This is a genomic window from Enteractinococcus coprophilus (assembly GCF_006716305.1).
GTDB classification, from domain to species: Bacteria; Actinomycetota; Actinomycetes; order Actinomycetales; family Micrococcaceae; genus Yaniella; species Yaniella coprophila.
On record NZ_VFOU01000001.1, the window covers coordinates 622,101 to 635,777 of the forward strand.

The following is a 13,677-nucleotide window of genomic DNA, read 5'->3' on the forward strand; positions in this document are numbered from 1 at the left end:
AGAACGTCAGCACGCTGGCCGACAGGGAGCGCGGAGGACTAGCGAGGACCGATGGCAGTGTGCTGGGCATGTTCTTGGTCAGCCCAGGCCATAATAGCCTCGTGGGCCTCGCCCCTGGCGTCGAGCTGTTCGAAGTCGTTTTCCACTAACACCACCGAGACGGGACCCCATGGATAATCCATCGTGGTCCAGGTAATCCCCGGTTGATTGAAGGCTGGACGACGCTGGCACACGCCGGCCGGGATTAATGTTGCGTTGCCGGATTTTAGGCACAGTGCGGCCATGATATCCACATGATCGACGACGCGCGTGTTACGCGGCATCAGGTCTTCGAGCAACGGTCCGGTCACCCCGGAGTGGTCTGTAAAGACCGGGTCATCCATCAATAAAAACGTTCTGGTAGTGAAGTAGTGTCGCAGCGCATCAACCGAGGGCTCAGCGACGCCGTCGTCAGTTGTCGGGTGCACGAGCGCTAAGGGTTCAGACCACAGGAGGGTTTCGTGATTGCCCCACGATTTTGAAATCCCATCCGAGTAGGTCACCCCTCGTGTACAAATCCCGTGGGCTACCATCGAATGCAGTTTGGCCGAATTGGTGACCCTCAAATGGGCCTCCGGGATGTGATCCAACGCTGCAATCAACCTGGTGGTTCCCGCACCGACCAACCACTCATCAACCCCGACCGTCTCAGACATCGCGTGGGCATCCATAATGCTGCTGACGCCGCTGTGGGTGAGTGCTTCCTGAGTCATCCGTTTGGCGGTCTGGAGCCGGAATAAATACTCGGCGATCGTTGGCAGAATATGCCGACCCTCCGGTGTGAGATCGACACCCTTCCAGCTGCGCAGTAAGACTGGGAACCCGAGTTCTTGCTCAATGCGTTTGATCCGCAGACTCACCGTGGGTTGGGTGGCGTAGAGCTCTTGCGCGGCGCGAGAAATACTGCGATGTCTTGCTACAGCAAGAAAAGTCCGCATAGATTCGATATCCACTGGCGTGGGCTCCTGAGGTTCAACCGTTACTGCAACGCTCTGCCTCTATGCCGCTGCGAGTGGACACAATATGGCAGGAGAAGTGCTTGACGCGCGACCCACCGGGCATGCCTAGACCAGCGTGCCTGCGAAAGCTTGCAAAATTTGTTCATTCGATAATACTCGTCCAAAATACGTGTCGATCGTGTTCAGGGTGGTTTCCTGGGCGGTGTCACAGGCTCCTGCGGTGGCGTCCCTAGCGAAGACGACCTTGAAGTCGCGCATAAAAGCACTGCGCGCGGTGGAGTCACAGCTCACTTCCGTAAGCGTTCCGGTAATCACGACGGTGTCGACCATCCGGTAACCCCGCCGCGTGTGTAACAACACCTCAAGGTTCGTGTTGTAAAACGCGTCGTACCGATGCTTTTTCACCACGTGATCGGTCGGTTGAGGACCCAGCTGTGGCACGATTTCAACCCCGTCAGTCCCGTCACGCATGCCCTCGGTGAGGAGGCGCGTGTTTTGACTAGTTTCTAACGGGGAGACGTTGAACTGGTCATATAAAACATGCTGGGTGTAGATGATCGGTACGTTCGCCGCACGCGCGCCGTCGACGAGTTCGCGCATCTGCGGCAACCGACGCCGTGCCATCGGCACTTCCATCGGGCGGCCGTCTTCTACAATATCCCGTTGCATATCCATGACTAAAAGGGCGCTTGAATTCACGTCAAACTGCCACATACTGGGGTCCTCCTCAACCAACACGTCGTAGTCTAGGTGAGATCCGCGTCACTAGGGTATAAGGATTATTGATACCTTCCGCTCACATCAGTGCGGGATTCACTACAGTTGATGCCATGAAGATTTTGCTCCTGGGCTTCGGATCCATTGGTCGTCATATCGTGCGCCTATTAGATTATGACTTCACCGCCATGGTCCGCGACGTTGCCGCCCACCGCGAGCGCGGAACCATGGGGGTCAAACTTATCACCGCAGAACAGTTCGACGACGCCGTGACCAACGCTGATCTGGTGGTCGAAGCCGCTGGAGTAGCAGTCGCGAAGCAGTTCCTACCGCGCGTACACAAACCTTTTGTGCTCACCTCGGTCGGTGCGCTGGCGGATCCGGAGGTTGCCGAAGCGCTGATGACGCCGCACCTGCACGTGACCAACGGTGCCATCGGTGGGTTTGATGTGCTCGAGGCCGTGGCTGACCAGTTGGATCAGGTGTCTATTACGACGTCGAAGGATCCCACCGGGCTGATTCAGCCGTGGATGTCGGAAGCCGAAGCCACCCGGTTAGAAAAACTCACGGAACCCGAGGTGCTGTTTTCCGGAAATCCCATTGCTGCGATCGAAAAGTTCCCGGGCAATGTGAACGTCTCGGTCGCGCTGGCCTATGCGACCCGCGGCGCCAAACCCCTGGCCGAGGCTCTGCAGCGCGTCCAGGTCACATTGGTTGCCGATCCACAACACCCCGAATCGGCCCACGTGATCGAAGCATCTGGGGCCGCCGGACGTTTCCGATTCGAATTCGCTGCCTCCCCCAGCCCAATCAATCCGGCTACCTCGGGCACCACCGCATTGTCATTGGCTGCCACGATTCGTCGCATTGCACCGTATGTTCGTCGCGGCTAACCGCTTCCTGCCCGGGGATCAGCCACCACATTTAGAATGGGAAGCGTGGACCACCTAACGCCAACACTCGAGCATCGCGCCGCCTCCGAGCCCGACGGGGCGCGGAAATCTGCGGCCCGGACAGCATCCCGGGCGATCTGGGTTTCGATCAGTTTCACGGTGGCGGCTATCGTGGTTGGTTTCATCGCCTTTTCGGGCAGACTCACGCCGTTAGCGGGAGGCTACTCGGTGGGCACCGTGGCCGGAGTGACCACCGGGATTGCCGCCGGAACCTCGGCCCTGATCGGGTTGATCATCGCCACCGAATCACCGCGCGGCGCCCTGGGGTGGATGCGCCGTCGGTTTTGGGGATGGTGGTTGATCGATCTGATCGGCATCTTCATTCTCCACGCCGCGATCGCCACCATGGCGGTGTTGAGTGTCTTCCGGCTCTTCCAGCAGGCGTTCCAAGGGCTCATCGTCGATGCCATAGCGGCCACCATTATGTTGTGTTTGGTGTGTGCCGCGACGGCCTATTTTGGTTTCAGCTCGGCCTCACGGGCCTCGTCGTCGTCGATTTCAACCCTGCTGGCCTTATTCATGGCCGCAGGCGTCTTAGCGTCCATGCTGTTAGCCGAGAACCCCTACTGGTGGCACCAGTTCTTCTCGGAACTGGGCACCGGGCAAGCCGGAGTGTTGTCGTTTTGGACCTTCAACACCACGATCACCGTCTCAGGCATCGTCTTGACGACCCTGGCGAATTTCATCAGCCAGGACCTGTCGGCTTGGGCCGCACACCGCCACCGCCAGGGCAAGCGTCGTGCCCTAGTCCCAGTATTAAGAAGCGGCATGATCGTGATGGGTATCTGCCTGATCGGGTTGTCCTGGATCACGATCCACATCAGCGACCCGATCCACACCGGTTTCGTGCAAGTCCTAGCGGTGACGTTCGGGATCATGTTGCTCAGCGTGCCAATCTGGTTACCCGGTGCCCCGGCAGCGATGTATGTCATCAGCTACCTGATGCTCGGCGTGGGTATTTTTGCAGTGGCCCTGTGGGATCCACTGGGCTACTACAACCTCACCGCACTTGAGCTGGCCTTCGCCGGGATTATTTTTGCCTGGCTGGTCGTGTTGATTCGCACCCTCGACGCCATGATCTCCGACGCGACAGCCTCAGGGAGCATCAGATGACAGCGAGCTCCCCGCGCACCAACGTCCAGCTTGCCCGCGAAGGCATCATCCTCGCCGGGGCCGGGGCGGCCATTGGCCTGCAGGTGGCCCACCGCTCGGTGGCCGCAGGGGTTCAGCAGCACTCCAATTTCACTGCCGACCCGCTGGGCAGGCTGCGCCGTACGCTGCAGTATATTTTCGCTGTCGTCCTGCCCGAAGCCCAACCCGCCCGTGGCACCGTCATCGACTGGGTCGCACGCGCCCACGTACCGGTCGAGGGCGTCGTGGACGGCGCACCATACAGTGCCGCCGATCCGCAGACCCAACGCTGGGTGACCGCCACCCTGTATTGGACCGCCGAACAGATCCGCTGGCGCATCTGGGGCGAGCGGCTTGCTGCCGACGACGCCGAGCAAATCTACCGCAGCTACGCGGTGTTAGGCACCGCGTTGGGCATGCCCGAAGCCTCCTGGCCTGAAGACCGCGCATCGTTCCAACGATATTGGGACCAACAGATGTCCACCCTTCAAGTCACCGCGGTCGGCCGACAGATCATGACCGACCTCTTTGCCGCCCACAGCGTTCCGACATGGCTACGCGCCGCCATGCCCCTGGCCCGGTTCCTAACCGCCGGGCTATTGCCCGCTGATATTCGGTGCCAACTGGGCTGGGACTGGGACGGCGCGAAGTCTATTCGGGAAGATCGGCTGTGGCGCATCCTTCGGTACGCCTATCCCCGACTACCTACCGGCATTCGGTATGCACCGGCTCGGATCGTCGTGGCCGGACTGCCCGCAGTGTCTCGCGATTAGGCGCGCGGCACTCGGACGATGTCGCCAACGCTGATCACGTTGGGATTGGTGATCTTGGGGTTCGCGGCCAGGAGCCGGTGGTACAGATTCCCGTTGCCGTAGTGCTGCTTGGAGATACTCCAGAGCGTGTCACCGGATCTCACCACGTGCTCAAAGTAGTTGGTGTACCCGGGCACGATCTCGGCACCCAGAATCACCGGAACCACCACCCGATCGCGGGGCGAACCATCCTTGGGCGACTCGTGGAAGACTTCGATGTAGGCCACGGCATGTTTGAACGCGGCCGAGGCAACCTTGGCGACAACCTGGAACTGGCCGTGCCCACCGGTGCCGTCACCGGCCATGAAATGCCCTTCGACCTCGTCGTGGCCCTCGCTGATCCGGTAGTTATAACTAGCCTCAAACGCGCCACCGGCCGTCCCGGCGATCATGATGTTGTTGCTGACGATATCGTAGGGCTGGGGCTGTTGAACATTGATGCTCACGATGATCCTCCTGCACTGCTGTGGGAGTGTTTTCCATGGCCTAAGACCACAGCCACCGCCGTTGAATCGCCACGATAAAACCTACTCACGTCGGTCCCTGAGCGATACGATAAACACACCGGCTCACACACCAAAAGGACAGGCTATGACGCTTCGACATATTGTTAACTGGAAACTCAACGGGGAGACTTTTGCTGCCCGCAATGGTCAAGCCGCAAAAATTGCTGAAGCGTTAGAGGCTCTGCCAGCGCGCATTCCCGAAATTCGCGACCTCAAGGTCTACCGCAACGAATTGCATGAGGGCGCAAATTTTGACCTCATCCTGATCGCAGATTTCGACGACGCCGAGGGGCTGGCTGTTTATGCAGACCACCCTGAGCATGTACCCGTCGTCGAGATGATCAAAGGCATGATTTCCGACCGCGTCGCCGTCGATTTCACGGTGTAGCCCCGGTGCAAGGCACACCGCGCTCAAGACTACGCGTTCAATGAATACCAGGGTCTTGCCGCACCATGCCGGTGGTGTGTGAGTTAACATGATCTCAGGCTTAGACCTTCGACTCAGTAATGGGTCACTCACCTCGACGGAAAGGGCCCATCATGGACTCTACACATACCCCGCCGTCTGCAGCGGAATCCCTGCATGTGTTGTTAGCGAGCAATCACGAGATCGCAGAATTTCTCAATGAGCTGGCCAAACTTGCTGCTTTTGAAGTCATCGGCCCCACGGAGGGTTATTGTGCCATCCTGTTAAGCCGCAATAGACGCAAGACGGTGGTGGGACACAGTAGCCAGACCGCCAAGGATCTCGACGAAACCCAGGCGGGCTTTGATGAAGGTCCCTGTCTTGAAGCGCAACTGCAGCACAAAGTGATCCTGTCGCACGATGTGCGAGAGGAAGCGCGGTGGCCCAGATATATGGCTATGCTGCGGACTTCTGATATTCGCAGCGTGGTGGCAGCACCGTTGTCACTCGGTGACACGGCGACCGCCGCCATGAATTTTTATGCATTGGAACCAGAGGCTTTTACCGCCGAAGATATTGACGAGGCCCAGCAATTTGCTTCTTTGGCGTCGTTAGCGGTTTCGGTAGCCTTACGGATTGCGGATGCAGCCGAGGTCGCGGAAGATCGGCAACAGGCCATGGAGTCTCGAACAGCCATTGATATTGCCATCGGGATCATCATGGCGCAACAAGGTTGCTCTCAGGAGGAGGCCTTTGACCTCCTCGCTCAGGTCTCCAGCGTCCGCAACGTGAAAGTTCGTGACCTGGCTGAAAATCTTGTCGCATCGGTAGGCAAAGGCACACCGAAGACCGCCTTTGATGCCTAACGGAGCTAGCTCGAGAACTCTTCGGGGCTGCCAAGCAATGCACCGTCATGCGACGGCCCGCACTGTTTGGCAGCCCCGGGATTACTGAAATGACAACGATCAGGCTCGAGTAAAGACGCAGATGGTTTGCACCTCGTGGGTATTCGGTGCGAAATCATAGGCGTCGATTTCCGTCAGCTGCCACCCATGTTGGTTGAGCCATTTAGTGTCGCGAGCCAGCGAAACTGGATCCTGAGAGACATAGACGATCCTGTCCGGTCCCAGTTTGACCATCCGGCTCAGTGTCGCGCTGCGAGCACCCTTTTTGGGCGCGTTCAGCACCACGGTGTTCACCCGGCGACCGTTGAGGCCACCGCTGGCGAGGTCAACCTCCGGAGCACGCAGCCAGCCTGACATCACGTGGTTCACGTTGCCGGGCAGCGCGATCGCCTGAGGCAGGCTCTCGAGGTTAACGTGTGCGTCCCGGCTTGCAGCTGGGCGGGGCTCCACGGACAGCACGGTCCCATCAGGGCCGACCGCTTCTGCTAGGAACCGGGAGTATAGGCCAGAGCCGCCGTAGAGATCTACGACGACGTCACCCGGCTTGACCCGGGCAGCTTTGAGGACTGCGTCCACCAGTACGGCGGGCGCCTCTTTGTGCACCGGCCAGGAATGATAATTCGAGACACGAAAATCATGGCTTCCGTGAGTGTCGGAGACGACTTCTTCGGTGACCCACTCGCGTCCGCGTAACGTGGTCACTTCCATGGTTCCGCGGTGTCGCTGCGATGGTGTTGATACCGCGATCGAGACGTATTCGGGCAGCTCTGATAGCTCAAGCCGCCACGCATTCATGGCTTTTTGCAACGCGTCTTCGGAACCGGCGATGTAGGCGGCAGGCACGATGGTGATCAGTGCTTCACGGCCGTGGTGCGGGGTGACGACTTCAACACGCACCGCACCCGAGAAGTCATAATCCCACAGTTCTAGGTCATCTAACTGCGGAACAGCCAACGGCACGTTACGGATGCGAACCTTTTGCAGGCTCCGGTGCACCGGCAGGGACAACCGTCCCGTATCAGACACCACAAACGCATTTCGGGTGCGCCAGTGCATTCCCGAGGCGCCGTCGCAGTCCATACCGGCCACAGAGATTTCCATGTCTTCAGGTATCTGTTCACCAAGCCGAACCATCTTGTCCCGGAAGACGTTGGCTTTAATACGGCGTTGATACTCCAGCACAATATGACCGTATTCCGCTCCACCGATCGGTGGACGGCCCGCCCCATACGAGCGCAGTGGATCAGCAATCTTCCACTGATGTGCTCGGCGAAACTCGGAGGCAGCGATAACTTTGACGGTATCGGCCAGCAGGTATCTGCCAGACGGGCCAACCCCGGTGAGTTTCGCGACGACGGTCTCACCGGGTATCGCGTGACGAACGAACACCACCCGTCCGTCATGCTGTGCGACGCCATGACCACCGCGGGCCATCCGTTCCACCTGCACCTGAATTTGCGTCTGCTCAGGTGACAGCGTGAGCGCACCAGCGGATTCTTGTTGGGTTAATGGATTCATAGTATTGGTCATTGAACGCCCTCTTCTTGCGGCTTTGCTAAAACCTTAATCTGCTCGGGAGCAGCAGCTATCGAAATGTTTTGGACGGCACGGTCACTGAGGGTGCTCAGTACTGCCGGATAGTGTTCAGCGCACCACTGAAAAACCGTGGTAGGGTGCAGCACCCCAACGGGTTCATGCCCGTTCAGGACAACAAGTGGTCGGATTTGCCCCTGCTGATAGTTCTGCAGCACACTCTCCAGCGGATCATCTGCGCTGAGAAAAAGTTCCGATGATTCGGTCAATTGGCCGCACGGTATTGTGCGCCAGTTTTCTGCAGCGTTGCTCGCTGCTGTGTCCAGGTCGGCTTCGGTGATGATGCCCAGTGGCTTACCTGAAGCATCCATCACGACCACTGGCTCACTCCATACTGCGATCTCGTGTGCAGCGTGTTCCAGCATTTGGCTCGGTAGCACCCTCGGCCCTATGGGTGACGTCATTTCTCGGACGGTAGCTCCCTGCGCGGGGCCGAGGAGCTTGCCGTGCAGATTTTCCTGAGTGGTATTAGCGGGCGCAACCTGGGACGCGAACACCCCAATGAGGTGAATTTTGGGAAGCTTCCCATTGGCTTGCTGTTGTGAACCGTATTGCTCAAGACGCTGGAGGCCACCGTGTTCGAGATGTGTGACTTCTGTCAGGTCAATGGTGATGTTTGGGCATCCTTGAAGCGTCAGGGCAGGTTCAAGGATTTCCAGCAGACTTTGGCATGTATCAGCCGTAAGGTGGCCTTCTGCTGTGATGCGAAGCGGTCCTGGCAGGATATCGGCTTCGACGTGGACTTTTAGGGCATGCTCCACGATTCTCCTTAAAAGCGGTATCGGAAGAGCCCACTGCTGAACCTGAAGCTACTTTACCTAAAACCTTGGAAGTTTATTTTTCAACGTAATATACGGTTCATAATCTCGGGGAGCAAGTCGATGTTCGCCGCTGTGGCCCGGCAGGCGACTCATCTGAAAGCAACCAGAGCCTGCAATGCAGCCCATGTCAGGTCGGTCCGGTCAGACTACCGTGGTGGTCTTTGCAGGAGAACATCCGCAGCGCAATTGGTCAGGATGAGGCCCGTGGGGTATGCCCACATTGTTCATGACCTCTCGGGAATTCCTAGTTACCTCACAGGAAACCTTCAGCAAAGAGTTCTTGTCCCCTCTCGAAATGCATCGTTATGGTGGCGGATGTTGAAGCAAATAGCTTCAGCTGTGCTTCGGCATATGCGAATCTCAAGGAGAGTTGGCAAGGTACCACGAGGTGCGTTGGCTCGCACCAAAGACCATCCATAGTGAAATTTCCGCTATGGCCCTTATTCTTTCGGCGGGTATACCCCATATGAACAATCACAGGGATACCCCGCCCTGTTGCACAGGAAACCATCATGACTATTCTCACCAAAGCTCCGAGCGCTTGGTTGCCCCAAGAAACTTACGACCGTCTCAGCAAAGAACTCGAACACCTCTGCGGCCCAGCTCGACAAGAAATCGCCACCCGGCTTGAAGCAGCACGCGCTGAAGGTAACGCTGAAGAAAATGGCGCCTACCTCACCACGCTTGAAGAACAAGCAAAAAATGAAGGCCGCATTTTAGAGCTTAAAGAGTTATTGGAAACCGCGCATGTAGGAGAAAACCCTGCAGACGACGGTGTAGTTGACGTGGGGATGGTTGTGGAAGCCACCGTGGGCGATCAAGACCTACGCTTCCTGTTCGGGAATCGACAGATTGCTAAAGACTACGACGACTTGGACGTCTACTCCGAACGCTCACCACTGGGTGTAGCCATCCACGGTGCGCAGACCGGACAAACCGTCACCTATACAGCGCCTAATGGCAAAGCTATTGAGGTCACGATCAACGCAGTAACACCCTATAAACCTTGACAGCTACAGATCGACACACCATATGGGTAGACCCCCGATGACACCTCGGTTGGGGTGCGGTGTCATCAGGGGGTCAGAGGACCTTCTACAAGACTTCTCGTATGAGTTATGGTGAAGAATTCGCAGCATAGAGTCAGATCGATGCGAATGGATGGGTGATGGGTCATGGTTTCACCGTTGGAATGGTATCTATCCGAAGTAATGGCCCATGTGCAGCCGATCACAGCAGGCCACGTCAACCCTGTCACGCAAGGTGCCACAAATCCGGATATTCATACCGTCGGTATCACTTTGACCACTGTCGAGGGGTGTCAGTATTCGGCCGGCGCCGTCGATCACAAGTTTGCGATGCAATCTATTGCCAAAGTCTTTAGCTATGGTCTGGCTTTAGAAGATTTAGGTCCCCAAGAAGTAGCCAAGGCAGTCAATGTTGAGCCTTCTGGGGATGCTTTCAATATGATCTCGCTGGAAGTTGATGGACGGCCCGCCAACCCCATGATTACTGCCGGGGCTATTGCCACCGTGGGCTTGATCCAAGACCACGACGATACCAAGCGCATTACCCGAGTATCTACTACCATGCAGCAGGCCGCTGCTGGCTCTCCCGGTGTATTAGAGATTAACCACGATGTGTATCAGGCCGAAAATCTTAGCGTCGGCCGCAATCGTGCTCTGGCGTGGTTGTTGCATTCCTTCGGCATTGTTGAGACTGATCCCGAAGCCGCACTGCAAGACTATTTATTGCAATCGTCAATAGACGTCACCACGCAAAACCTGTCGATGATGGCAGCAACGTTGGCAAATAAAGGATGCAACCCCATCACCGGGGCTCAAGTGTTCTCGCCAGAAACGACCCGTCACGTATTGTCGGTGATGATGACGTGCGGCATGTATAACGCCGCCGGTAACTGGATGACTGATGTTGGACTACCAGCAAAATCGGGTGTCGATGGTGGCATCATGATCGTGGTACCAGGGCAAATGGGTATCAGCATATACTCAGCGCCCTTAGACACACACGGCAATTCCATACGAGGTATTGCCGCCACCAAACGCATTACCACCGATTTTGGGTTGCATTATGCCGATGCTTCACCCCTTGGTGATTCAAGTTTGCGTGCCCACTACTCCTTAGCTGATGCGTCAGCTGGACCCATTCGCTCTATTGAACTATCCCGCACGACCTGGCAGTTTGGCCATCACTGTCACATTTTAGAAGCATCCGGTGATCTGGGCTTTGCCGAAACTGAAACCATGATTCGAACCATCACAGCCATGCCTGAGTCAGTTTCTATGGTGATCCTCGATTTCCAAAGGGTCGATGCCTATAGCAAAGCCACCACCATTCTGCTGGCGTTGACCCTCGCCACATGGCGCGACCAGGCCAAAGATATGCTTTTTATCGACCGGGATGACTCCCTGATCAGCAGTATTCTCACCTACAGCACGACCCGCGACGATCTGGACTTCCCAGATCCTCGCCAGCAGCCCCACACGACCTCCACCGGCCAGATTGACCTACCTTCCCAGGCCCACCACGGCACCACCCTTGGAGAGTTTCGGTTCTTTGACGATCGTGCCGCAGCCTTAGAATGGGCAGAACTACGCTTAGCCCAACGCTATGCACCACAAGCTCTGCAAACTTACCGCACGAAGCAACAACCACACATCGCCCCGATATTCGGTTTCCTCACGGACGAGGAAGCCGATGAACTCGCTGCACACATGCAAGTGCAGCACTACCCCGCAGGCACCGTAATCCGCCAGATTGGCCAACCTTTTGATGGCATCTACTTCATCCGATCTGGCCGGGTAGAGCTCTCCGCTCAAGGCCAGGGCGAGACCGACTACCGTCACGGGTACTTATCGGCCGGTAGTACCTTCGGCCAATTCGCGCTAGGCGACAGCTGCCAGCAGCTTTCCACCATCCGCGCGGTTCACGATGTAGAGGCGCTCGTCCTCACCGCACAACACATCGCCGCACTTGAACACTCCAATCCAGCACTGGCCATCCGCCTATGGACTGCAATTGCCCGCGAAGCCTACACAATGCTTGGGCAAACCTCACGAGAAACCGGTGCCCGCGAACAATTGTGAACCCGCCCCCAACAAGTCTGTCGTGACGTGGGCTATTGGTAGAGGTCCTTATATTCGCGGCGGATGACTTTCTTGTCGATCTTGCCGACCGAGGTCGCAGGGATTTTGTCGACGACCTTGAACTCTTCAGGTAACTGCCATTTAGCAAACCGTTGCAGCAAGTGCTCGTCGATTTCCTCGCGGGTGATGTCGTCGCCGTCCTGAAGCACTAAGAGCATGAAGGGGCGTTCATCCCACTTGGGGTGCTCGAGTCCGACCACGGCGGCCTGGACGACCTTCGGGTGGGAAACCATGAGGTTTTCCATGTCGATCGACGAGATCCATTCACCACCGGATTTGATGACGTCTTTGAGTCGGTCAGTGATCTTGATGAACCCGTTTTCGTCGATGCTCGCGACGTCACCGGAGCGCCAGTAGCCGTCGACAAACTTCGTTGCGAGGTCTTCGGCAGGCATGCCGTGGTAGCTCGCGGTGATCCAAGGGCCTTTGAGCAACACTTCGCCGGAGGTCACACCGTCGTCGGGTACCTCGTTGCCCATGCCGTCGACGATTTTGTAGTCGACGTTGACCGGAAAACTGCCCTGTTTGGACCCGTAGGCTTGCTGTTCCTCCTGGGACATTCGTGCGCGCAGTGTGGGTCGTAGCCGGTTTACGGTGACAATCGGTGAGGTCTCGGTGGCGCCCCACCCGTGGACGACTTCGGCATTGAAAGTCTCACGATATGCGGTAATCAGGGAGTTCGGCGGTTCGCTACCGCCACACAGCATGCGTAGCCCCGTCAGATCGGTGACACCCTTGGATTTCAGCACCTCTAACATGGGCGTGAAGATTGCAGGCACACCGTTGGTCACGGTCACCCCCTCGTCGGTGAGCGCCCCGGTAATCTCGCCCAGCGTTTCGGCCGAAAACATGCCGGGCAGTACAAGTTTGGCACCTACCATGACCGCCACCTGCACCATGCCCCACGACAGGACGTGGAACATCGGGGTGATCGGCATGACGACGTCTTCGTTGCTGACGGTGAGATCTTTGACGGTGTTATACGAGTGCAGATACTGCGAGCGGTGCGAATAAAACACGCCTTTGGGTCGCCCGGTAGTGCCGGTCGTGTAGCCTGCGGCAAACGCCGAGGTTTCGGAAATATTTGGCCAGGCGGCCAGCGGTTCGACGTCGGCGATCAGGTCTTCGTAGTAGACGGCGTTGGGTAAGGTGTGCTCGATGTGGCCCTCAGACAAGATGACCCAGGTTTTGACCCCTTTGGCGCGCTCAGCCAGTGTTTGGATTGCGGGTACCAATGTTTCGTCGACCGCAATGACGGAGGCTTGGGAGTCGTTGATGACATAGAGCAGATCTTCGGGAGCCAAGCGAAGGTTCAACTGGGTGAATACCGCTCCGATTGCCGGGATAGCCCAATACAGTTCGTAGTGACGTAACGAGTTCCAGTCCATGACCCCGACGCGATCACCCAGGCCGACACCTAGCTTGTCGAAGGCTGCCGCAGCGCGTTCGATGCGGTCAAAGTTTTCCTGATACGTAGTGCGACCCCACTGGCCGTGGGAGTCGCGGTGTACTATCTCGGTGTCACCAAATGACCTCACGGCTTGGCGGATGAGCCGGCCCATCGTGAGTTGGTAATCGTCTTGCATGGTGGATGGGTAGCCGTGAACGACATTTGCCATGATGGTCCTTCGCTGATCGGACGGGGCACGGGCCGAGACGGGGCACGAC

At 57.4% G+C, this 13,677-nt stretch carries 13 protein-coding genes; 7 read left to right on the forward strand and 6 right to left on the reverse strand.

Annotated elements, in window-relative coordinates:
* Window positions 1-38: 38 nt before the first annotated feature.
* Together FB556_RS02880 and FB556_RS02885 are read right to left on the reverse strand one after the other, a co-directional pair.
* Window positions 39-992, reverse strand: a complete 954-nt coding sequence (locus tag FB556_RS02880; RefSeq protein WP_141864570.1) for a LysR family transcriptional regulator — start codon at window positions 990-992, stop codon at window positions 39-41.
* Between the two features lie 111 nt (window positions 993-1,103).
* Window positions 1,104-1,712 (reverse strand): isochorismatase family protein, encoded by a 609-nt coding sequence (locus FB556_RS02885; protein ID WP_141864572.1) that lies wholly within the window; start codon window positions 1,710-1,712, stop codon window positions 1,104-1,106.
* A 116-nt stretch (window positions 1,713-1,828) separates the two neighbouring features.
* Between FB556_RS02885 and FB556_RS02890 the strand changes: the two genes are divergently transcribed.
* Genes FB556_RS02890 through FB556_RS02900 form a run of 3 tightly spaced genes read left to right on the forward strand, consistent with a single transcriptional unit; the run spans window position 1,829 to window position 4,572 of the window.
* The gene (locus FB556_RS02890) at window positions 1,829-2,608 is read left to right on the forward strand and encodes an aspartate dehydrogenase domain-containing protein (RefSeq protein WP_141864574.1); all 780 of its coding nucleotides are present in this window, start codon (window positions 1,829-1,831) and stop codon (window positions 2,606-2,608) included.
* A 45-nt stretch (window positions 2,609-2,653) separates the two neighbouring features.
* A complete protein-coding gene (locus FB556_RS02895) occupies window positions 2,654-3,781 on the forward strand; it encodes a hypothetical protein (RefSeq protein WP_141864576.1) in 1,128 nt (375 codons plus the stop codon).
* A complete protein-coding gene (locus FB556_RS02900; RefSeq protein WP_246057169.1) occupies window positions 3,778-4,572 on the forward strand; it encodes an oxygenase MpaB family protein in 795 nt (264 codons plus the stop codon). Before FB556_RS02895 ends, FB556_RS02900 begins: the two co-directional genes overlap by 4 nt.
* Here the strand turns inward: FB556_RS02900 and FB556_RS02905 are convergent.
* The gene (locus FB556_RS02905) at window positions 4,569-5,057 is read right to left on the reverse strand and encodes a Gmad2 immunoglobulin-like domain-containing protein (protein WP_141864578.1); all 489 of its coding nucleotides are present in this window, start codon (window positions 5,055-5,057) and stop codon (window positions 4,569-4,571) included. The two genes, FB556_RS02900 and FB556_RS02905, sit on opposite strands and share 4 nt — an antisense overlap.
* A gap of 145 nt (window positions 5,058-5,202) precedes the next feature.
* On the opposite strand from FB556_RS02905, the gene FB556_RS02910 reads away from it, so the two are divergent.
* Together FB556_RS02910 and FB556_RS02915 are read left to right on the forward strand one after the other, a co-directional pair.
* On the forward strand, window positions 5,203-5,505 hold the full coding sequence (locus FB556_RS02910; RefSeq protein ID WP_141864579.1) for a Dabb family protein: 303 nt from the start codon (window positions 5,203-5,205) through the stop codon (window positions 5,503-5,505).
* 152 nt (window positions 5,506-5,657) lie between these two features.
* Entirely contained in the window at window positions 5,658-6,389 is a 732-nt protein-coding gene (locus FB556_RS02915) for a GAF and ANTAR domain-containing protein (RefSeq protein ID WP_170200342.1), read from the forward strand.
* A 99-nt stretch (window positions 6,390-6,488) separates the two neighbouring features.
* Here FB556_RS02915 and FB556_RS02920 read toward each other — a convergent pair whose 3' ends face one another.
* Window positions 6,489-7,958: a class I SAM-dependent RNA methyltransferase gene (locus tag FB556_RS02920; RefSeq protein ID WP_141864583.1), complete on the reverse strand. Its 1,470-nt coding sequence runs from the start codon at window positions 7,956-7,958 to the stop codon at window positions 6,489-6,491.
* Complete coding sequence (locus FB556_RS02925; RefSeq protein WP_141864584.1) at window positions 7,955-8,782, reverse strand: hypothetical protein; 828 nt, start codon at window positions 8,780-8,782, stop codon at window positions 7,955-7,957. Before FB556_RS02925 ends, FB556_RS02920 begins: the two co-directional genes overlap by 4 nt.
* 572 nt (window positions 8,783-9,354) lie before the next feature.
* Between FB556_RS02925 and FB556_RS02930 the strand changes: the two genes are divergently transcribed.
* Both FB556_RS02930 and glsA read left to right on the forward strand, forming a co-directional pair.
* A complete protein-coding gene (locus FB556_RS02930; protein WP_141864586.1) occupies window positions 9,355-9,852 on the forward strand; it encodes a GreA/GreB family elongation factor in 498 nt (165 codons plus the stop codon).
* 165 nt (window positions 9,853-10,017) lie between these two features.
* A complete protein-coding gene (gene glsA / locus FB556_RS02935; RefSeq protein WP_141864588.1) occupies window positions 10,018-11,949 on the forward strand; it encodes a glutaminase A in 1,932 nt (643 codons plus the stop codon).
* 32 nt (window positions 11,950-11,981) lie between these two features.
* Here glsA and FB556_RS02940 read toward each other — a convergent pair whose 3' ends face one another.
* The gene (locus tag FB556_RS02940; protein WP_141864590.1) at window positions 11,982-13,628 is read right to left on the reverse strand and encodes a long-chain-fatty-acid--CoA ligase; all 1,647 of its coding nucleotides are present in this window, start codon (window positions 13,626-13,628) and stop codon (window positions 11,982-11,984) included.
* Window positions 13,629-13,677 lie beyond the last annotated feature (49 nt).

Coding starts and splice junctions, on each gene's coding strand:
- FB556_RS02885 (WP_141864572.1), bottom strand. CDS start 1,712: ATGTGGCAGTTTGACGTGAATTCAAGCGCCCTTTTAGTCATGGATATG.
- FB556_RS02890 (WP_141864574.1), top strand. CDS start 1,829: ATGAAGATTTTGCTCCTGGGCTTCGGATCCATTGGTCGTCATATCGTG.
- FB556_RS02900 (WP_246057169.1), top strand. CDS start 3,778: ATGACAGCGAGCTCCCCGCGCACCAACGTCCAGCTTGCCCGCGAAGGC.
- FB556_RS02910 (WP_141864579.1), top strand. CDS start 5,203: ATGACGCTTCGACATATTGTTAACTGGAAACTCAACGGGGAGACTTTT.
- FB556_RS02915 (WP_170200342.1), top strand. CDS start 5,658: ATGGACTCTACACATACCCCGCCGTCTGCAGCGGAATCCCTGCATGTG.
- FB556_RS02920 (WP_141864583.1), bottom strand. CDS start 7,958: ATGACCAATACTATGAATCCATTAACCCAACAAGAATCCGCTGGTGCG.
- FB556_RS02930 (WP_141864586.1), top strand. CDS start 9,355: ATGACTATTCTCACCAAAGCTCCGAGCGCTTGGTTGCCCCAAGAAACT.
- glsA (WP_141864588.1), top strand. CDS start 10,018: ATGGTTTCACCGTTGGAATGGTATCTATCCGAAGTAATGGCCCATGTG.
- FB556_RS02940 (WP_141864590.1), bottom strand. CDS start 13,628: ATGGCAAATGTCGTTCACGGCTACCCATCCACCATGCAAGACGATTAC.